Origin of the sequence: Catenovulum maritimum (assembly GCF_001050375.1) — a bacterium.
Lineage (GTDB): Bacteria > Pseudomonadota > Gammaproteobacteria > Enterobacterales > Alteromonadaceae > Catenovulum > Catenovulum maritimum.
The window spans coordinates 41789-62604 of the sequence record NZ_KQ130501.1 but is presented as its reverse complement, the minus strand read 5'-3'; the positions used below and the strand labels follow the sequence as shown (position 1 = coordinate 62604).

The 20816-nt window shown below is 35.6% G+C and carries 20 protein-coding genes; 9 read left to right on the top strand and 11 right to left on the bottom strand.

Features of this window, described 5'->3' with window-relative positions:
- Both XM47_RS15735 and XM47_RS15730 read right to left on the bottom strand, forming a co-directional pair.
- Nucleotides 1-245 (bottom strand): transposase (locus XM47_RS15735; RefSeq protein ID WP_048694636.1); only part of this gene is annotated, 245 nt, incomplete at its 3' end.
- 113 nt (nucleotides 246-358) lie between these two features.
- Nucleotides 359-559 (bottom strand): DUF2986 domain-containing protein, encoded by a 201-nt coding sequence (locus XM47_RS15730; protein WP_048694634.1) that lies wholly within the window; start codon nucleotides 557-559, stop codon nucleotides 359-361.
- 253 nt (nucleotides 560-812) lie between these two features.
- Here XM47_RS15730 and XM47_RS15725 point away from each other — a divergent pair, with 253 nt between their 5' ends.
- Nucleotides 813-1925: a DNA recombination protein RmuC gene (locus XM47_RS15725; RefSeq protein WP_245623484.1), complete on the top strand. Its 1113-nt coding sequence runs from the start codon at nucleotides 813-815 to the stop codon at nucleotides 1923-1925.
- Here XM47_RS15725 and XM47_RS15720 read toward each other — a convergent pair.
- Complete coding sequence (locus tag XM47_RS15720) at nucleotides 1922-3097, bottom strand: NnrS family protein (protein ID WP_048694630.1); 1176 nt, start codon at nucleotides 3095-3097, stop codon at nucleotides 1922-1924. The genes XM47_RS15725 and XM47_RS15720 overlap by 4 nt on opposite strands.
- Before the next feature lie 180 nt (nucleotides 3098-3277).
- Between XM47_RS15720 and nagZ the strand changes: the two genes are divergently transcribed.
- From nagZ to modC, 6 genes are all read left to right on the top strand, one after another.
- Entirely contained in the window at nucleotides 3278-4303 is a 1026-nt protein-coding gene (gene nagZ, locus XM47_RS15715; RefSeq protein ID WP_048694627.1) for a beta-N-acetylhexosaminidase, read from the top strand.
- A 6-nt stretch (nucleotides 4304-4309) separates the two neighbouring features.
- Nucleotides 4310-4792, top strand: a complete 483-nt coding sequence (locus XM47_RS15710; RefSeq protein ID WP_048694624.1) for a low molecular weight protein-tyrosine-phosphatase — start codon at nucleotides 4310-4312, stop codon at nucleotides 4790-4792.
- A 44-nt stretch (nucleotides 4793-4836) separates the two neighbouring features.
- On the top strand, nucleotides 4837-6201 hold the full coding sequence (locus tag XM47_RS15705) for a class II 3-deoxy-7-phosphoheptulonate synthase (protein ID WP_048694622.1): 1365 nt from the start codon (nucleotides 4837-4839) through the stop codon (nucleotides 6199-6201).
- 350 nt (nucleotides 6202-6551) lie between these two features.
- Nucleotides 6552-7322 (top strand): molybdate ABC transporter substrate-binding protein, encoded by a 771-nt coding sequence (gene modA / locus XM47_RS15700; protein ID WP_048694619.1) that lies wholly within the window; start codon nucleotides 6552-6554, stop codon nucleotides 7320-7322.
- The gene (gene modB, locus XM47_RS15695; protein WP_048694614.1) at nucleotides 7322-8008 is read left to right on the top strand and encodes a molybdate ABC transporter permease subunit; all 687 of its coding nucleotides are present in this window, start codon (nucleotides 7322-7324) and stop codon (nucleotides 8006-8008) included. Before modA ends, modB begins: the two co-directional genes overlap by 1 nt.
- Complete coding sequence (gene modC, locus XM47_RS15690; RefSeq protein WP_048694612.1) at nucleotides 8005-9093, top strand: molybdenum ABC transporter ATP-binding protein; 1089 nt, start codon at nucleotides 8005-8007, stop codon at nucleotides 9091-9093. The genes modB and modC overlap by 4 nt, the downstream gene beginning before the upstream one ends.
- Nucleotides 9094-9105: 12 nt before the next feature.
- Here modC and XM47_RS15685 read toward each other — a convergent pair whose 3' ends face one another.
- Both XM47_RS15685 and ettA read right to left on the bottom strand, forming a co-directional pair.
- Entirely contained in the window at nucleotides 9106-9498 is a 393-nt protein-coding gene (locus tag XM47_RS15685) for a PilZ domain-containing protein (RefSeq protein WP_048694609.1), read from the bottom strand.
- A gap of 180 nt (nucleotides 9499-9678) precedes the next feature.
- Nucleotides 9679-11349 carry an energy-dependent translational throttle protein EttA gene (gene ettA / locus XM47_RS15680; RefSeq protein WP_048694608.1) on the bottom strand — a complete coding sequence of 557 codons (1671 nt, stop codon included), beginning with the start codon at nucleotides 11347-11349 and terminating at the stop codon, nucleotides 9679-9681.
- A gap of 238 nt (nucleotides 11350-11587) precedes the next feature.
- On the opposite strand from ettA, the gene XM47_RS15675 reads away from it, so the two are divergent.
- On the top strand, nucleotides 11588-14584 hold the full coding sequence (locus XM47_RS15675; RefSeq protein ID WP_048694605.1) for an EAL domain-containing protein: 2997 nt from the start codon (nucleotides 11588-11590) through the stop codon (nucleotides 14582-14584).
- Between the two features lie 55 nt (nucleotides 14585-14639).
- On the opposite strand, the gene XM47_RS15670 is transcribed toward XM47_RS15675, so the two are convergent.
- Nucleotides 14640-15071 (bottom strand): FKBP-type peptidyl-prolyl cis-trans isomerase, encoded by a 432-nt coding sequence (locus tag XM47_RS15670; protein WP_048694603.1) that lies wholly within the window; start codon nucleotides 15069-15071, stop codon nucleotides 14640-14642.
- A 163-nt stretch (nucleotides 15072-15234) separates the two neighbouring features.
- On the opposite strand from XM47_RS15670, the gene XM47_RS15665 reads away from it, so the two are divergent.
- The gene (locus tag XM47_RS15665; RefSeq protein WP_048694601.1) at nucleotides 15235-16896 is read left to right on the top strand and encodes a GGDEF domain-containing protein; all 1662 of its coding nucleotides are present in this window, start codon (nucleotides 15235-15237) and stop codon (nucleotides 16894-16896) included.
- On the opposite strand, the gene XM47_RS15660 is transcribed toward XM47_RS15665, so the two are convergent.
- The 5 genes from XM47_RS15660 to XM47_RS15640 all read right to left on the bottom strand — a co-directional run bounded on the left by XM47_RS15660 (nucleotide 16883) and on the right by XM47_RS15640 (nucleotide 20816).
- A complete protein-coding gene (locus XM47_RS15660) occupies nucleotides 16883-17710 on the bottom strand; it encodes an SDR family NAD(P)-dependent oxidoreductase (RefSeq protein WP_048694599.1) in 828 nt (275 codons plus the stop codon). The genes XM47_RS15665 and XM47_RS15660 overlap by 14 nt on opposite strands.
- 63 nt (nucleotides 17711-17773) lie before the next feature.
- A complete protein-coding gene (locus tag XM47_RS15655; RefSeq protein ID WP_048694596.1) occupies nucleotides 17774-18190 on the bottom strand; it encodes a hypothetical protein in 417 nt (138 codons plus the stop codon).
- A 73-nt stretch (nucleotides 18191-18263) separates the two neighbouring features.
- On the bottom strand, nucleotides 18264-18719 hold the full coding sequence (locus XM47_RS19415; RefSeq protein ID WP_342669148.1) for a protein-methionine-sulfoxide reductase heme-binding subunit MsrQ: 456 nt from the start codon (nucleotides 18717-18719) through the stop codon (nucleotides 18264-18266).
- 171 nt (nucleotides 18720-18890) lie between these two features.
- On the bottom strand, nucleotides 18891-19910 hold the full coding sequence (gene msrP, locus XM47_RS15645) for a protein-methionine-sulfoxide reductase catalytic subunit MsrP (protein ID WP_048694591.1): 1020 nt from the start codon (nucleotides 19908-19910) through the stop codon (nucleotides 18891-18893).
- A gap of 63 nt (nucleotides 19911-19973) precedes the next feature.
- On the bottom strand, nucleotides 19974-20816 hold the full coding sequence (locus XM47_RS15640) for a mechanosensitive ion channel family protein (RefSeq protein WP_048694589.1): 843 nt from the start codon (nucleotides 20814-20816) through the stop codon (nucleotides 19974-19976).

Genomic DNA, 20816 nt, shown 5'->3' with positions numbered 1-20816 from the left:
TTACCCGCTCTGTCTCTGGGCGTTTCTAATTCAAATTCACCGGTTGAGGTTTTAATCGTTTTGGATGTTGAGCCATTTTTACGATTGGGCTGGATATCATCTTCAAGATGTTGCTCTAGTTCCGCTTTCAAAGCGGCTTCGGTCAGTTGTTTGATTAATGGAGTAAGAACACCATCTTTACCAACTAGCGCTTTCCCAGATTGAAGTTGTTTTAACGCTTCATTGAAGTCAAATTCTTGAGTCATATGTCACTCCTGTTTTATCTAAATAATAGATTGAAGTGACACAGATTTCTAAACACTACCAACTAGCGTTAGACTTGTTCAAATCTAGCCTTCTATGCAGATGTTTTAACTTGTTACTTTGCTATTTCAGTTGCAGCTGTTTCGTCTTGTGTCGACGCTTGTTCATTTTCAACTAGAGTTTCAGCCTCTTCTGCTTCCATTTTAGCCCTGTCAGCTTTTGAAATATATTTAGGCTTGTTTGGCGTGTGCAGTTTAGCCTTGGCCTTTTTTAAGCGCTTTTGATGGATTTGTTGGATTTTCTTTTTACGGTTCATATATGGTAATTCTTGACTAGATTACCTTCATTCTAACATGAATTTAAACCTAGCTAAATTTACTAGTGTTTATTTTACTTGCATATGCTAAATTCAACTGTGAATTTATACAGTTGGATTTTAAAACACCGTGATACCACTAGAGTACATTATATTCTCATTAGCTTTTCTCTGTTTATTTTTAATCATTTGTTTAGTGATATGCATTAGTAAAACAAATAAAAACGCTACTTCGAATTTAGAAATTCAAAAAATGATAGATGATATTAGATTATCTATGATGAATCAGAGTCATGAACAATATCTATCTTTAGAACAAAGATTAAATCAGCAGCAAACCAATTTGCTACAAGAGCAATATAAAAACCAAGAAATTAATCATAAGCAGCAGTTAGAATTACTCGATATGTTAACTAGGCACCATGCTGAACATAGAAGTGAACTTGCTAAGGCTGTTTCACAGCATGGTGAGGTAGTTGCCAAACAGCTTAATCAATTAACTCAAGTGACAGAATCTAGATTAGATAAACTATCTCAAAGGGTGAATGATAAATTAAGTGAAGGCTTTGAAAATACAGTTAAAACTTTCGGTGATATATTAAAACGTTTGGCTTTAATTGATGAAGCTCAAAAGAAAATTTCTGAGTTATCAACAAATGTAGTTAGCCTACAAAATGTGTTAACTGATAAAAAAAGTCGCGGCACTTTTGGCGAAGTTCAGTTATATACTTTGGTTGCTAATGTCCTCGCACCTAACCAGTACAGCAAACAAGCAAAGTTGGCGAATGGCCGTATTGCAGATTGCTTACTTAACTTGCCAGAACCGACGGGTAAACTTGTGATTGATTCTAAATTCCCATTAGAAAATTACCAAAGAATGACACAGTGCGAGCCAAGTGATCTTGAAATTAAAAAATTCACAGCCGCTTTTAAACAGGATATTAAAAAGCACATATCAGATATTGCTGAACGATACATATTACCTCCTGAAACTTCTGACTGCGCGATTTTGTTTTTACCAGCAGAAGCTATTTTTGCAGAGATTCATGCCTATCATCAAGATGTCGTGGAATTTGCGTGGCAAAAGAAGGTTTGGCTGACTTCCCCTTCAACTTTAATGGCTGTATTAACAACTGCTAAAGCAGTGTTAAAAGATGAAGCAACCAAAGAGCAAGTTCATCTTATTCAAGAGCATCTCAATAAGTTAGGCAATGATTTTGCACGTTTTCAATCTCGTTTTGATCAACTGGCTAGACATATAGATCAAGCTGCGACAGATGTTAAACAAATTCATACCTCTGCCGCTAAAATCACTAATCGATTCCAAGCGATTGAACAAGTCAAACTTGAAGAGCAGGGTAGTTAGCCTGGATGGCCATCTGCTCTTGCGGTAAACATTATATTGCTATAACAGATACAAAAAATACTGAATGAAATTAAGTAAAAAGACATTGCAAGGTGTAAGTACCAAACTGGCAATTGTATTTGGCTAAATAGCGGTAATACGGCTCTAACTAGGGTCGCTAAATTAATAGTTACAAAAGCGACTGTCATCCAAGTCGAAATATCTAATGGTCTGCCACTATGGCCGAGCGAAACTCGAGCCATCATGCTCAATATTAAGCCGCTAATCGTGCCTAACGTTAATATATGTATCACTGGACTTAACCAGTTTACGCCAAAAAAGAAAAGAACAGCACAGGCTAAAGGTATATAGGCATAAGCTAACCATAACGACCAGAGCAAAGGGTGCTGCCAAATTTTCATATCATGCCACTTAAATATTCTCCATCCTTGAATTAAAAAAACAAGTAAACTGACGGCTTCTATATATTTAGAGTTTGTGAATACTGCATAAGCTAAAATTAATAAGCTGACTTGTGCGATAGCTGTAAGCCAAACGGCTTCTTTAACCTGTTCAATCCCTAGCTTACGGCTAATAAAAAATGGAATAACTCGACCGCCCAGTAAACTAATTAAGAATATAAATATGAGTACAACTGCGTAGCTTATATTTCTAGCTAATAAAACATCTTGTATGTTATTAGCCCAAAGTAAAGCAATTCCAAGTACGAGAAACAAAGTCAAAATTGGAATGAAGATTAAATTTCTTTTATTGTTTGTTGCAATCAATCGTTGTGCAATTGCTATCATGGCTTGCAAAGTAAACAATGTATCAAAAGCTGCGGTGAGCCAAACTTGATCCCAATTTAAATTGGCATTTAGTCGAGCGGCTAACCAAAAACAGGTAAGTAGCATGAGTGGCGTACCATGTAAGCTGCGCTGACCAGTCCAAGTTTGCACCGCTGTGATTAAAAAACCTATGACAATTGCAAAACCAAAGCCGAATAAGAATTCATGACTGTGCCAAATAATAACTGAAGTTTGATAGGGCCAGTCAATAACACCTGCTAAAGTTAGAATCCAACGTAGAGAAATTAAAACTAAATATAGGGTAGGGAATAAAAATAGAGGACGGAATCCCATGCGCCATATGGGACTGATTTTTTCTTCAATAGATAAATCGGTAATTTGCATATCTGACTCTGGATAAAAAAGTATATTTTTATTTTACATAGCTAATTGAGTTAGTTGTTTAATTTAAATCAAATAATAGAGGTTAAGTTAAATATAACTAATTCTTAGCTTAATATCCGGTTTCTCAGCAGATATCAGTATGTTAAAGTAATTGAATCTGACTATATTAATTAATTATCTATGAAGCCATTGATACTGGACGTAAAATCGTTTGAACTGGATCCAGAAGAAAAAGAAATCTTACAACATCCTTTTGTCGGCGGCATAATTTTGTTTAGCCGAAATTTCCATGATGTGGCGCAATTAGATGCGCTGGTCAAATCGATACGCAAACAAGCACCTAATTTATTAATCTCAGTTGATCATGAAGGTGGCCGAGTTCAACGATTTCGTGATGGCTTTAGTAAAATTCCAGCAATGGCCAGTTTATCTAAAGTTGGCCAACTAGGGCTAGATGTTAAATCGACTTGCCAAGAAATGGGCTGGTTAATGGCCGCTGAATTACTCGCACTAAATATAGATATTAGCTTTGCCCCTGTACTGGACTTAAATCGCATTTCGGATGTGATTGGCAGCCGTAGTTTTTCGAGTGAACCTCAGGAAGTAGTTGAGCTAAGCCAATACTTTATTAATGGTATGAAGCAAGCTGGTATGCGTACTACCGGAAAGCACTTTCCTGGGCATGGTAGTGTAAAAGCCGATTCCCACGTATCAGCTGCTATTGATGAACGTAGCTCAGATGAAATCTTTGAATTGGATATGAGTGTATTTAAGCAGTTAATTCAAAATCATCAGTTAGATGCGATTATGCCTGCACATGTGATTTACCCAAGTATCGATGAGAAACCAGCTGGTTTCTCTAATATTTGGTTACAAGATATTTTACGCAATAAATTACAGTTTAACGGTACTATTTTTAGTGATGATTTATCTATGGAAGCAGCCTCGGTCGCAGGTGGCTACACAGATAAAGCCCAAGCTGCACTTGAAGCAGGTTGTGATATGATTTTGGCTTGTAATAACATTAAGGGGGCGATTGAAATAATAGATGCGAATCAAAGTTTATCTCAGTTTATCCAAAGTGAAAATTACCTTAGTTCAAGCAATCATCCTCAGATATCATTAGCTGCTTTACAAGCGTCAGCTCGCTGGAAAGCCGCTACTAAAATCGCTCTACAATGTTCAGAAATTGAAATATTTAATTAGGTTAATATGAAAAGTAACGAAAAATTAAAAGCACGTTCTATATTATTTGTCTGTCTTGGTAATATTTGTCGCTCACCTACAGCACACGCTGTTTTTAGACAAAAAGCTAAGCAGGTTAGGTTACCACTCACGATAGATTCTGCTGGTACCGCTGGTTATCACAAAGGCGCTAAACCGGATAAACGTTCAAAAGCTGCTGGTGAAAAACGAGGTTATGATTTTAGCCAATTAGCGGCCAGACCTGTGGTTGCAAATGATTATGAAGAATTTGATCTTATTTTAGCGATGGATCAAGCTAATTATGATGATTTAATAGCTGATTGCCCTGAGGAACATAAACATAAAATTCAGCTGTTTTTAGATTATGCGGTTGAATATACAGATGAATCTGAAGTACCAGATCCCTACTATGGTGGTGCGCAAGGTTTTGAATATGTTCTAAACTTAATTGAAGATGCTTCTGACGGTTTATTAAGTCGTTTGAAATAAATTGTTATAGCTGATTTATAAGCAAGATTAAGAGAGGAAATAGCATGTCTGATTGGACTCCGTCTTCATGGCGAACTCGTACTATTTTACAACAACCTACTTATCCTGATTTAGCTAAACTAGCTAATGTAGAAGCTGAGTTAAAAAAATTCCCACCTCTTGTATTTGCTGCTGAAGCTAGGTCTTTGCACCAGCAACTTGCTAAGGTTTCTGCAGGTGAAGCTTTTTTGCTTCAAGGTGGAGATTGTGCTGAGTCATTTAATGACTTTAATGCACCTAAAATTCGCGATACATTTAAAACATTATTGCAAATGGCGATTGTCTTAACCTTTAGTGGTAACTGTCCAATTGTTAAAGTGGCTAGAATGGCTGGTCAGTATGCTAAACCAAGATCCGAAGATTTAGAAACGAGAGATGGAGTCAGTTTACCTACCTATCGAGGTGACATCATCAATGGTTTTAACTTTACAGAAGACGAAAGAGTACCCGATCCAGCGAATTTAATTACTGCTTACCATCATTCTTCTTCTACTTTAAATCTGCTAAGAGCATTTGCCCAAGGTGGTTTAGCTGATTTACACGAAGTGAATCGCTGGAATTTAGACTTTGTTGCTAATTCTCCTGTTTCGGAAAAATACCATGAAGTTGCGCACAAAATTCAAGAAGCATTAAGTTTTATGGAAGTGTGTGGCTTAACCGCATTGAATACGCCTACTATAAGAGAAACTGAATTATTTACGTCTCACGAAGCTTTACTATTAAATTACGAAGAAGCTTTAACGCGCAAAGATACTTTGACTGGTTTATGGTATGACTGCTCTGCACATATGGTTTGGATAGGTGAGCGAACGCGTCATTTAGATCATGCTCACGTTGAATTTTTCCGTGGTATCAATAACCCTATTGGGGTTAAAGTAGGACCAACCATTAAGCCGGATGAGTTAATTAAGTTAATAGACGCGTTAAACCCGCTTAATACACCCGGAAGATTGACGTTAATCACGCGTATGGGGGCGGATAAAATAGGTTCGGTATTGCCTGAATTAGTCGCAAAAGTTAAACAAGAAGGTCGACATGTTGTTTGGTCAAGTGATCCTATGCACGGTAATACTATTAAAGCGGCAAATGGCTATAAAACCAGAAACTTCGATAGTATTTTAAGTGAAATAGAGCAATTCTTTGCTGTACATAGAGCCGAATCATCTTATGCAGGTGGTATTCATTTGGAAATGACAGGGCTTAATGTAACGGAATGTACTGGTGGTGCGCATATTATTTCGGAATCTGATTTGGCTCAGAGATATCAAACACAGTGCGATCCAAGGTTAAACCAGAACCAAGTTTTAGAAATGGCATTTAGAATTTGCGATACTTTAAAAACAGCTAGGGCTGATTATCTCGCTCAATAATTGTAAAGCTGAGGAGGGAATCCTGTTTCCCTTCTTCTGGTGTTTGTTACGATTCAATATTATTGAAAACAATAAATTAATTTTGAGTGTTTATTTATCTGCTTTGTTTGATCAACGTTAAAGATTTTCAGCTTATTTATAAGTTAAAATAACTCAGATTTTTGAGTCCGAATCCGCAGTACAATATGAGTTTTTTTGTTAACTTCAACTTTAAAACAAATTAGCGAGTTAAACGCTGTTATCTGGGTAAAGGCCCTTAAGAGAGCACAAGTTGTTATCCCGAGTTGATGTTAGTCACAATGGCTAGCCACTAGAAAAGGTATTACAGGAATTTTTCCTATTTAAAATTGATGAAGCAGACTACTTATAAAATTTATACCTTTTTGATATTTATATTTTTATCGCTCAACATATCAGCTAATACGCTTCGAATTGGTGTCGCAGCGAACTTTAAACCCGCAATGAATCTGATAAAGCCTGATTTTGAATCTAAATATAATGCCAAATTGGTTAGCATTTATGCTTCCTCTGGTAAGTTATATTCACAAATTGTTCATGGTGCGCCTTTTGATATATTTTTAGCGGCAGATGATGTCAAAACTCAGGCTTTAGCAAACCAAGGCTTAATTCTTGATGGCTCTAGGCAGATATATATAAGAGGGCAACTGGGTGTTTGGTCAAGGCACAAAGCTGTCAATTCAATAGAAAGCTTAAAATTGACTATGCGCCAAGCTAATAAGATTGCAATTGCGAACCCTAAATTAGCACCATATGGTCAAGCTGCTAGTCAAGTGATTGAACAGTTAGGATTAAACCAAATCGTTAAATTAAAATTGGTGCAGGGGGAAAATATTTCTCATGCATATCAATTTGTTAAGACAAATAATGCAGAATTAGGTTTTTTATCTTGGTCGCACTTATTAGCAGATAAAGACAAACTTTCAGATTTTATTTACCTGGTTCCTAAACAGTATTATCAACCGATTAATCAGGAAATGATAATCGTAAAAACGACTAAAAATTCAGATTTAGCGTGGGCTTTTCATCAATATTTACAATCCGAAGATGTGCAATCTCGCTTGGTTAAACTAGGTTATATCGCTAGACAGGCACTGAACTAATGTTGACTGAATTAGAATATAGCGCCATCTATTTAACACTCAAGTTAGCTTCTACAGTTACCTTAATTTTATTGTTGGTTTCTTTACCTTTATCTTATTGGTTAGCCAGAACTAAATCCCTTTTAAAAGTCCCTGTATCCAGTTTAATCGCCTTACCTTTAGTATTACCGCCGAGTGTTATTGGCTTTTATCTATTAATCTCATTTGGACATGGCGGTAGCTTGAGCCGGTACTTCGATTTACTTGGCATACAAAATCTCGCTTTTAGTTTTACAGGTTTGGTTATTGCCTCTGTTATTTACTCTTTACCTTTTGTTGTGCAACCAATACAAAATGCTATTGAGTCTATTGGTGAGAGACCTTTTGAAGTAGCCGCGACTTTGGGAGCAAATTCATTAGACACTTTTTTTTCGGTTGTTATGCCTCTCGCTAAACCCGGTATTATCTCAGGTGCTATTTTAGGTTTTACCCACACCATAGGTGAGTTTGGTATTGTGCTTATGATAGGTGGTAATATACCAGGTGAAACTCAGGTGATTTCAGTTCTAATTTATGAGCATGTTGAAGCGCTAGAATATGACAAAGCTCATTTGCTCTCCGCAGGTATGTTGATTTTTTCTTTTGTAGTACTTTTGGTGCTGAACCTTCTCAATCGAGGTTCAAACGGGTTATTTAAAGTAAAATGAATTATTTAGATTTAGCGATAGATTTAAAACTGGCTAATTTTAACCTGAACTTAACCGTTAAATTAAGCTTAAGCGGCATCACGGCTATTTATGGTCACTCTGGTTGTGGAAAAACGTCTTTACTACGTTGCATTGCAGGTCTAGAGGATAAGTTTAATGGTCACGTTCAATTTAATTCTAAAATGTGGCAAGTTGGAAAAACTAAGCTTGCAACACACAAACGTAATATCGGATATGTATTTCAAGAGCCGAGCTTATTTCCGCATTTAACGGTTAAGCAGAATTTATTTTACGGTTTAAATCGAAAACAAACTGTGAATGTGTCCGAGCTGGAAGTACAGAGTATTCTATCGACTTTTGATATTGCAGATTTATTAGCTAGCTATCCAAGTCAACTATCTGGTGGGCAAGCACAAAGAGTGGCTATTGTTAGAGCTTTACTGACTAAACCCAATATTTTATTAATGGATGAACCATTAGCTGCGCTTGATAAAGCACGTAAAAACGAAATTTTACCCTATTTAGTAAAGTTAAAAACAGAAACGAAAATACCTATCCTATATGTCAGCCATTCTTTAGATGAAATTAGTCAAATTGCTGATGATATTTTATTAATTGATAAAGGTAAGTTAGTTGATTATGGCCAGTTAGAATGCGTTTTAGCGAATGCAGAACATCAAGCAGTATTTGCTGATGAGGTTGGCTGTATACTTACGTCTGAAATTGTTGGCTATGATGAAGAATATCAGATTCTCGAAACGTCGATTGCACAATCAGATTTTAAATTATGGCTAAGTACTGGCTCTAACGCAAAACAAAAACAGGAGCAGATTAAAGTTAGAGTCAAAGCCAAAGACGTTAGTATTAGTTTAAATCAGCCTAGTGACACAAGTATCCTGAATGTACTACCTGCGAGAATAGTTCAATTAGAAAGGCAACTTCAGCAGAGTAATTGTTTAATTAAACTGGAAATTGCTGGACAGTTTCTATTTGCACAATTAACTTTAAAATCTGTCGAAAGGTTAGAGTTAAAACCTGAAATGAAAGTATGGGCTCAAATTAAAAGTACAGCTATTCTAATCTAATTTACCGTAAAATTACTTATCTTCGTGTTTAACATCAGATTCTGGATGAGATAAGTTTTCAAGTTCTCGGTAAAGCTCACTTATGTCATTCATATTCAATTCAACTAAACGTTTTAAGTGAGAAGCGCTATCTATATCTAAATGATGCGTTCTTAAGCCAATCTTAATCGAGTCGACATGCGCCAATTTAACAGACATTTGTATTTCAATTTCTGAATTGGGCAACACAAAGCTTAGTGTATATTCATGTGCATCTATGGTTAAGCTTTGTTGGTTTTCTGGCTGGCTAATTAAGGCGCCTTTCAAAGAAAGGTCAATAATATTTACGTCCCAAGTTTGCGATTGTAAACTTAATTGGGCTGGGGTAGAAAAAAAAATTCGGGTAAATTCTCTTCTTTCGTCCATTCTTCACTCGGCTGTTGTCAATAATAAGTAACTTAAATCAAAGATAGCTTATTATCTATTTTTTGCTAGTAAAGTTATGATTTATTTAAGGTTAGTAGAGAATATGATTAAACTTGTGAATACTTAACTTTAGATTTGACCAGCTTAGTGGCAAATCTAAAGTTAGCAATGTATATAAAATTATTTGGTAATTTTTTTATACTTAATTCTATGAGGGTTTAGAACTGCATCGTCACCTAGAGTTTGTTTTAACCAAGCTTCGTAATCAGTATAGTTTCCTTCATAGAAGTTAACTTGACCTTCATCTCGGTAATCTAGGATGTGAGTTGCGATTCTATCTAGGAACCATCTATCATGTGAGATAACCATAGCACAGCCTGGGAAATCAAGTAATGCATTTTCAAGTGCTCGTAGGGTTTCAACATCTAAATCATTGGTAGGCTCATCCAGTAATAAAACGTTACCGCCAGCTTTTAGCAATTTAGCCAAATGAACACGATTTCGTTCACCACCAGATAATTCACCAATTCGTTTTTGCTGATCTGTACCTTTAAAGTTAAAGCGGCTTACATAAGCCCGGCTATTAATTTCAAACGAACCTATTTGGATGATATCAGAGCCTTCAGAAATTTCTTGGAAGACAGTATTTGCGTCATTCATAGAATCTCTAAATTGATCAACACTCGATAATTTAACTGTTTCACCTAATGTAATTGATCCGCTATCAGGCTGTTCGGTTCCAGAAAGCATTTTGAATAAAGTTGATTTACCCGCACCATTTGGACCTATGATACCGACGATAGCACCTTTTGGTAGGCTAAAGCTCAAATCATCTATCAGTAACCTATCGTTAAAAGATTTAGTTAAGTTTTCAACTTCAATAACTTTATCACCTAGACGTTCACCCGGCGGAATATAAAGTTCGTTTGTTTCGTTACGTTTTTGGAAATCTTGATTATTAAGTTCCTCAAATCTAGCCATACGAGCTTTGCTTTTAGCTTGACGGCCTTTAGGGTTTGATTTAACCCATTCTAATTCTTGTTGAATCGATCTTTGACGCGCTTGCTCAGATTTCTGTTCTTGTTTTAATCTTTCATCTTTTTGTTCTAACCAAGAAGAATAATTCCCTTCCCATGGAATACCTTGGCCTCTATCTAGCTCTAAGATCCAACCGGCAACGTTATCGAGGAAATATCTGTCATGGGTGATAGCCACGACTGTGCCTTCATAGTCATGTAAAAATCGCTCTAGCCAAGCAACAGATTCTGCATCTAAGTGGTTAGTTGGTTCATCCAGTAGCAACATGTCTGGTTTTTCAAGCAATAGTCGACACAAAGCCACACGTCTTTTTTCACCACCAGATAGTTTAGTGACATCAGCATCCCAAGGTGGCAGTCTTAATGCGTCTGCTGCTCGGTTCAGAACGTTTTCAATATTATGGCCGTCTTGCGTTTGTATGATGGCTTCTAATTCGCCTTGTTCTTTTGCTAATGCATCAAAATCAGCATCTGGTTCAGCGTATGCAGCATAAACTTCATCTAAACGAGTAATTGCGTTTTTTACTATTGAAACTGCTTCTTCAACATTTTCTCTGACGTTTTTATTTGGATCTAGCTGAGGTTCTTGAGGTAAGTAGCCAATTTTTAAACCGGGTTGCGCTCTAGCTTCCCCTTCGATTTCGGTATCAATACCAGCCATTATTCTAAGTAGAGTTGATTTACCTGCACCATTTAAACCAAGTACACCTATTTTAGCGCCAGGAAAAAAACAAAGATTAATATTTTTTAATATTTCACGTTTTGGTGGGACAATTTTACCAACGCGTGACATCGTATATACATATTGAGCCATATTGCAGAACCATGTAATTGTTAGAAATTATGCGCTTATTCTAGCTTTAGCTTGCAAAGCTTTGAAGTATTTATTCGGATATTTATCAAATATGCACACATTAGGCGTTTAAAAGTGTAAATTTAAATAAAAAGATTGGTTTTTTATTGTAATCAAGCTTTAATATTAGGTTATTGTATTTATAAATAATAAATTGAGTTACGGAAAACTCAGCATAATATGAGGCAATACACTTGCTATGCAGTGGTTGAAAACTAAATTTATTCACTCTATTTCGATTAAGGCTAGTTTAGCCATTTTCACTTCATGTTTGATTGTTGGCAGCATAGCTGCGTTTATCTTCTCTAAATATCAAAATGATTATATTTATAGTGTCGTAAAATCTGAAATAGAAAATTCCGCTAGTCAAACTTCAAATATTATTTCTAACCATTTAGAGCAACTTGTTTACGTTGGCAAACTTGCCAATCACCAGGTAACTGTCGCGTTAAGGAATAAAGCAAGCCAAACCACGGGTTTCTCATTACCACAAGTCACTGATGGTAGTTATCGCTACAGCAAATCGAATGTTGGTGTCTATCTTGCGCAAAGTAAAACAGTTACTGATAAGGTTTTGTTTGAATCTAAGGTAACAAGTGAAATATTTTCCGGCATAGCAACCAACATCCAGCCATTATTTGCTAATTTTTTCTATATATCAGTTAACGGAAATGCTACCGCTTTTCCAAGTGGATTAATTGAAGGCTTAGGCCATGATCATACTTTTACTGATGACTTATTTTATAAACTCGGTACGCCTGAGTTTAATCCTACCCGTCAACCGATTTGGACACCTGTATATTACGACGATATCCAATTTAGCTGGGTAATGAGCCTGATTATCCCTATTTATATAGATAATCAATTCGTTGGGGTAACAGGAAGCGATTTCAAAGTAGATGAGTTAGGTCAACTATTATCAGATAAAATGGATTTAAACCCAAATAAGAAAATTTTTGTTTATGATAAAAAAGGAAATTTAATTTTAGACCCTCAGCTAAGACATATTCAGACTGAACAAAAGCCAGTTCTTAACACGACTTTGAACAATTTTAATACGATATCGCCAGAATTACAGGAGATTATACGTAGCAACATATTGTCTAATAAGTTTATTAAGACCCAAACTTACGAACGTAACGAAAGCAATCAAATCGTGACAATTAATGCGATACCAGAAGTTGATTGGTATTTAGGCGTAGCTGAAAACTTACAAAATAACCCTTGGAGTCCATCAAATGTAAGGTTTTTCTTGTATTTGGGAATTCTATTATCTGCAATTTGTATGGGTGGATTAATCTACTCTTTTATCAATACCCAAATTCTCTCTAGGTTAAAGCAGATTTCAAATGCATTAACCCAAGTTAAACAAGGCGAATTAAATTTATCTGAATTAGCAAGGAACTGTGACGAAATTGGCGCTGTTGCAAAAGCACTGGCAAGCATGTCGGATGATAATCAAAAACTTATTCAAGGCTTGAATTTAAAAATCGAAGAAAAAGAAGTTGCGGAATTATCTGCCATTAAGTTAGCAAATGCAGTGAAACATAGTGAAACAGCAATCGCAATTCTTAATCAAGATTTTGAAATTGAATTTATTAACCCTAAATTTATTGAGTTAACTGGTCGTGAAGAGTATGAATTACAGGGCGCAAAAATAGAGACTGTGGTTGATCCGCAAATGACTTGGGTTTTAGATTCCGCCTACGAACAACTTGCATTAGGCCATGCCTGGAAAGGCGAGCTATTAATTGCACACCCTAACGGTGATAGCATTTGGGTATCACAAACTTTTTCGCCTATGACACAAGATGTTCAAGGCGTTAAACACTATGTTTCAGCGACACAAGATATTAGTTTTATTAAACAAAGCCAGCGTAAAATGGAAAAATTGGCTTACCATGACCCATTGACTAATTTATACAATCGAACATTCTTTAAAGCTCAGCTCACTAAGTCATTAGAGATGACAAAACGTGGACATTTTGCTTTTGCATTATTTTATTTTGATTTAGACAAGTTTAAACGCATCAATGACACTTTAGGTCATGAAGCAGGTGATGAGTTACTAGTCGAAATATCTAAGCGATTGGTTCGACGTTTAAGGGCTGAAGATACTATCGCTAGGCTTGGTGGTGATGAATTTGCAGTCATATTATCTGGCGTTTCAAGTGCTGAAAGAGCGGCTTCCATGGCGCATGATATTCAAAACGTGATTAGTGAGCCAGTTCAATTATCAGCTGCAGAAGTTCTAATCACAACGAGTATCGGTATTACTATGTCACCAAGAGATGCCATTAGCATTGAGAACTTAATGCGAAATGCTGATCTTGCAATGTACCGAGCTAAAGCTGCGGGTAGAAATACACATTATTTCTTTACGGATGATTTAGATAAAGAAGTACAAGAAAGCTTAATTATAGAAACTGAGTTAAGGGAAGCGATAAAAGAGCAGCAATTTGTGCTTTATTATCAGCCTCAAGTTAATCTAGCAGATGGTGAGTTATTTGGTTTTGAAGCTCTAATTCGTTGGAACCACCCAACTAAAGGTATGGTTTCCCCTGCTGTTTTTATACCAGTTGCTGAGCAGTCTGGTCTGATTGTTGCCTTAGGTGAGTGGGTTATCGATGAAGCCAGCCATTTTATCGCAAGATTGAATAAAGAATTTAATAAAAATTATACTGTCGCGGTTAATCTATCTGCACGTCAATTTAAAGATAAGAACATAGTCAGTATCATCAAAGATAGTATCACTAAAGCTAGAATTAATTCTCATTGGCTAGATATAGAAATTACAGAGTCTATGTTAATGGGGGATATTAACGAGGCGTTGAAACAACTTGATGAAATTAAATCTTTGGGCGTTCAAATGTCAATTGATGACTTTGGTACGGGTTACTCTTCATTAAGTTATCTGAAAAAGTTTCCAGTTGATACGCTTAAAGTTGATAGAGCTTTTATTCGTGATATACCAGATGATAAAGATGATATGGCGATTTCAGATGCGATTATAGCGATGGCGCATAAGCTAAACATGCAGGTGATCGCAGAAGGGGTAGAAACTGCAGAGCATGTTGAATTTCTGGTACGTAATAATTGTCAAATCGGCCAAGGTTATTTATTTAGTCAACCATTACCTGAAGCCGAGTTATTTAGTTTTATTAAAACCGAAAAAATCTATCAAAACCTTTTCTAGATAAGCATGCCCTGATGACTCTTAGTTATATCAAATTGAGAGTCAGCTACTCAGTTTAACTTACTTTAATTAGGCGTAAATCGACTTGCATCACAGCATTTGGGCCTATTTTACTGCCATTTCCTTTTTTACCCCAAGCTAGCTCTGGAGGAATTACAAATTCATATCTTGCTCCAACAGGCATAAGCTGAATTCCTTCCTGTAAGCCAGGTATAGCTTCTGATATATCAAATTCGTCCGGTAGACCAGCTTTATAAGTATCCGCTATGACGCTGCCATCTGCTAAGAGTATTCTTTGATTTACTGTAACAGTGTCTGTAAATTTAGGACTAGTTCCCTGAACATCATCAATTACCCGATACAATAACCCTGAATCTAGTGATATCACATCAGCTTTGTTTTGATATTTACTGATGAAGTCTTCCGTTAATTTTTTATTAGATCCGGTAGAGCCTTTTGATGTTTTTTTAGCTTTATTTCTAGCCACAGATTACCTATTATTAAATTTATAATTTTTAGTATTTTAGCAAAAAAAACACTACAGCTACACCAAGATATTAATGTTAGCTATAGTTAGCTGTTAGTGAAGTTTAGTTTCACATATATTTTTAAATGTCGGTTTTGATATTAAAAAGCCTTCGGAGCTAATTTTGCCAATCCGTTACCTAGCAGTTTGGATCGTCTTTTGGGGTTTCCTACCGATTAAATCTTTTGCTCTAGAAAGCATAGTTTTAAATCAAGAGTCACCAATTCATATTAAAGACGAAGGTTTATGGCGAGCGGTACCTGAAAACATCACAGAATTAAATATAAATAACTACAGACAGGTTTGGTCTAATACTCTGCCTATTACAGAAGGCATAGTGGGAAAATCAGGCGGTTTTTTAACAAAAATCAATATTACAAATAATAGTGGTCAAACTTGGTTTTTAATTCCAAATGCTAATTTTCTTGATATTGCCAGAGCGACTTGGATTACAAATTCAAAACAAGAAGAAGAAGTCATAGATTTTTCGCAGTTCCACAATAGTTCTGCTCCTCAATTACTTCACTTTCAAGTGTTGCCGATACAAGTTGATGGTGAAACGAATACGTCAATATGGCTGTATGTTTCTGCTAAACACTTTCCGACACTTGTCTCGTTGACGCTATACAGCTCTGCTGATTTTTATCGTTACCAAACTATGAATAATTCGCTATCCTTGACCGCAATTTCCATAATGTTATTACTCGGCTTATTATCTTTTTTGATCTATACAAGAACCGGTCACCGAATCGCGATAACCTGTGCGGGCTATGTTGGTTTACATGGGGTTGGTTGGGCGGCCGCTTCGGGTCTGGTAAATGATTTATTCAGCGAAATTCAGATTAATTGGAGTTACGCTGGAATGTATATATTTCCATTTGCGATTGCCTGTGCGTGTCAATTTGTTAGTGATTTATTTGAGTGTAAAAACCAACACCTAAAATTAGCTAAATTTCTAAATATATTAACAATAATTTGTACCTTTCTTGGTTTATCCATGGCCTTAATATCATTTCAGCTGAGTTTTTATGTTTCTCATATCCTTGCCATGATTTGGATTTTAGTTACCTTATCTGTCAGTGTAATTATGATGAGCAAAAAGGATTTTAGAGCTAAATATTTTCTAATCGGTAATTTGTTGTACAGCTTTTCATTAGCATATTATATGGCGGCTCATAACAAAATGTTTGGTGCTTTAGATAACCCAGAAGCTGTGGTTTTAATCGCACTATCTGTTGATTGTCTTTGCATTATTTTATGCCTTTCGGAATGGTTTAAATTAAAACAAATTGAGTTTAACCGACATTTTTATTTATCTAGAATAGATCCACTTACCCAGCTAGGTAATCGTTATGCATTAAATGAAACCTTGTCTAATTTAGGCGAACATTATTTTATAGTTTATATTGATTTTGATGGCTTGAAGGCAATTAATGATAAATATGGGCATGCGGAAGGAGATAAACTAATAGAGAAAGGTGCTAAACTGATTTCAAATTTAATCAAGCCTAAAGGCACGACCTTTAGAGTCGGTGGTGATGAATTTATTTGCGTGTTATCAACTAGTACATACGCAGATTTACTGAGTCTTCAACAGATTATAAGCCAGTCTCTGATCGAAATTAATAGCCAGTTAAAGGCATTTTGGGCTGAAGCTGGCTTGAGTTTTGGTATTGCTAATAACCAACAAGGCAATACAGCATCTGAGTGTTTGTCATTAGCAGACAGTGAAATGTATAAATATAAGCAACTAAAAATTAGAGTTGAGACAGCTAAGCAGATTTAACCACTTTATCTAAAAAACGTGTCGGTAATATCCTTTTTAAAAAGCCAATTACATAGGTTGGTTTAGTCACATAATATCTAGCTTGAGGCTTATTTGACTCTAATGCATGAATTAAACGTTTATATACCTGATCAGGTCCCTGTGTAAAAGCCATTCCAGGTCCTTCTTTTTTTAGTCGGGTTAACATTTTTGAATAAGTATTTTTAAACCGGCTTTGCTCTAGATTTATATTTTTTTCAAACTGGGCTAAAGCATTTGCTCTAAAGTGACTTAAAATTGGCCCAGGTTCAATCAAACTAATGTGGATATTTGTGTCCATTAATTCCAATCGTAAAGTGTCAGATAATCCCTCAATGGCATACTTTGATGAATTGTAAGCACCTCGAAATGGCATAGCAACTAAACCTAGCACTGAGCTGTTTTGGATGATTCTACCGCTATTATGTCGATGCATATGCTTAACGCATAAATTAGTGAGTTGGTGCCAGCCGAATACATTTGTTTGGAATTGTTCGAGCAATAAATCTCGGCTAATATCTTCGAGTGCACCTGGTTGAGCGTAGGCTCCATTGTTGAATAATGCATAGATAGATTCATCAGCCTGTTCCTCCGCCCAATTAAATGCATCTAATACACTTTTAGCGTCAGCTAAATCGAGTTGATGGGCATCGAAACCCAGTTCTATTAAGTTTTTTACATCCGGTAATTTACGTGCGGTAGCTAAGACTTGGTAACCTTGTTTCTTTAGCTCTAAAGCGCAATGTAAACCAATTCCAGTAGAACAACCAGTTATTAGAACGGTTTTACGACTCATAGATAAAATCCTGAAAATTTTTGAGGGGGAGGTATTTTCAGGATTTTATCTTATATTGTCCGATTAAGCTAAAGGATTCAAACACTTCGCTTCTATTGTTTCTTTTTTATTATTGGTGTAAATATGTATGTGAAGTGGATAGTCTTTAACACTCATCCATAAATTAGTATGTTCTTTAGCAGGACATATAACTTGCTGTATGTATTGTATTTGTTGGCTTTTAGATAATTCTAATTCATCTGGAATTTGGATATAGGCGTTAATCGCTTGCTTGAAAGCGATTGTGCCTTGAAATCGCCAATCACCATAGATGAAATTTGATTGAAAGGTTTTGTTTACTTGGCTCAATAATTCACTCGGGACTGAGTTATCATTATCACGAACTTGTTTAGCAAGTGCTTTATCACATGCCGTCAAATTCAAGGCTGCAGTTAAAGTAATAACAATAATAATAAATTTTTTAATTAATCGAGTAAACATAACAACCTCTGACAAATGTTATGTTTACTGTATCGGCCTCGGAAAAAAATCTTTAATTTTGTTTTGTCTTAATTTAAATAAATGAGCTTATTTTTATTTTTTTTACTCTTAAAAATAATAAAAATAACAATATTATCAGGTATATAAACGGCTCTGTGATATCAGCTTTACGAGACCAATAAAAATGTATCCAAATTAGTATACTGGCAGGATAGATCCAATTGTGTAGGATTTGCCAATGGCTTCTTAAATGCTTTTTTATTGAATTAGGTGAAGTTAAAGCAAGTAATAATAAAATACTAAAGGCGAGCATTCCCAGCCAAATATATTGTCGTTTAAATAGTTCAGCTAAGAACAAATCAAAATTCAAACCAAGTTCGAACCAAATAAAACTAATTAAATGACAGCAGGCATAAAAGAAACTATATAAGCCAATTAGTCTTCTACATTGCATCAACCAAGCTAGTTTTAACCATTTGGCAATAGGTGAAATGGATAAACAAACCAACAAGCAATGTAAACCACCAATTCCGGTAAAATGTATAATCGCTTTAACTGGATCAGCGCCATTGAGATCGTTAACTGATAGGTAATACTGATATACCAGAATCGGTAATGCTAATACATGTATTACAAGTTTAGTTAGGCGAATTTTAGTTTGATTTTTAATAAGTTAAACCTTATGAATTTGACAAAACCGTTAGAAAAAACGGCTAAGATCCATCCCTTTATACAAAGGGGCAACTTCTTCTTGGTAACCATTGAATGCTTGTGTGGGTATTCTCCTTTGATTTAACAAACCACCACTGGTTATTAATCTTTCAGATGCTTGGCTCCATCTTGGGTGGTCTACCTTAGGGTTTACATTAGCGTAAAAACCATACTCATTTGGTGCTGATAAATTCCAAGTGGTATTAGGCAATTTATCAGTCAGCCTGATATTTGTAATAGACTTAATGCTTTTAAACCCGTATTTCCAGGGGACAATTAGTCTAATTGGTGCACCGTTTTGATTAGGTAATGCTTTTCCATAAAGACCGACAGCTAATATGGTTAAAGGATGCATAGCTTCATCTAGCCGTAAACCTTCAATATAAGGGTAGGGAATGCTACCGCCAATAAATCGGCTAGATTGTCCTCGCATCTCACTCGGTCTTTCTAATGTTTCAAATGCGACATACTTAGCGCTAGATTTGATGTCAGCTAGCTTAAGCAAGTCACTGAGTTTAAAACCAATCCAAGGTACAACCATAGACCAAGCTTCAACACACCTGAGTCGATAGATTCTTTCTTCTAAGCTAAATTTAGAATAAAGGTCTTCATAATTTAATTTAAAAGGTTTGTTTACTAAGCCATTAATTGTTACTTGCCATGGGTCAACTGTGAGTTTATGAGCATGTTCTGCAGGATCGCTTTTACTCGTCCCAAATTCATAAAAGTTGTTGTAACTAATAACCTTACTTTCAGGTGTTAAAGATAGTTGAGAGTTAGTATCACTTTTATAAGTTAACGGTTTTAAGATTTTTGCTTTCGCTGTATCTTGCTTTGGTTTATCGTTATCGAACCAATCTAATAGATTGGCGTTTGCTTTGGCAGTAGGTAACCCTGTAAGTCCTAAAAAGCCAAGGCTAGTTAAAATTTTTCGTCTGTTTTTAAAAATATTTTCATCGGTAATTTGATTGTCTTTAAAATCAGAAATATTCGATTTTATTATTTTCATATGACTCTCATTAATACGAATAATTAGTTAACTAGACCTGCTAAATCGGGTTTTGTATTCAATTTAAAGTGAATCTTTTTTATCATCAGATAAAATTCTAATTTCTCTTTGAGGAAATGGGATCTTAATTCCTGCTTGTTTTAGCCCATCAAAAATCGCTATATTAGCTTGGTACTTAACTTCGTATAGATTCTTTGTTGGTACCCAGAAGCGAACACCTATTTGGATCGAACTGTCGGCAAAACTATCAATACCAACAATTGCAGGACGGCTTGAATCTATCTCACTGATACTATCTATTACTTGTTTGATAGTTTTTATCGCTAAATGTGGATCTGAACTAAAGCTGATTCCGACGATAGTTTCAATTAGTTTCACTTCATGTGAATTTAAGAGAATATCACCAACCAAATACTTATTTGGGATAATAATATCTTCTTTTTCTTCATTTACTAATATGGTGCAAGCTAATTTTACATCTTTTACCACACCGGTTTTATCTTGTACTGTAATCGTGTTACCGACAGTAAAAGGTCGAGTTAAAATAATCGCAAAGCCTGCGCCGTAATTCGATAATAAGCCTTGAAAAGCTAAACCAGCCCCTAATGAGGCTGCACCTATTGCCGCAACAAAGGGGGTAATACTAATACCAATTTTACCTAGTACGATGACGATTGCACAAAATAGAATGATGAACTTTATTAAGTTGGCGATGAATTGGCTAAGTGTAATGTCGACATTTTTAGCCTGCAGAAATTTATAAATGAATCTCGACATCTTATTTGCAAGAACCAAAAATAATAAAAAGATTATTGCTGCACCAACTAATTGAAAGCTATAAGTTAATATATATTCAATCGCCATATCATAATAATGTTGGATTTTTTCGATGTCAGATTCAAACAT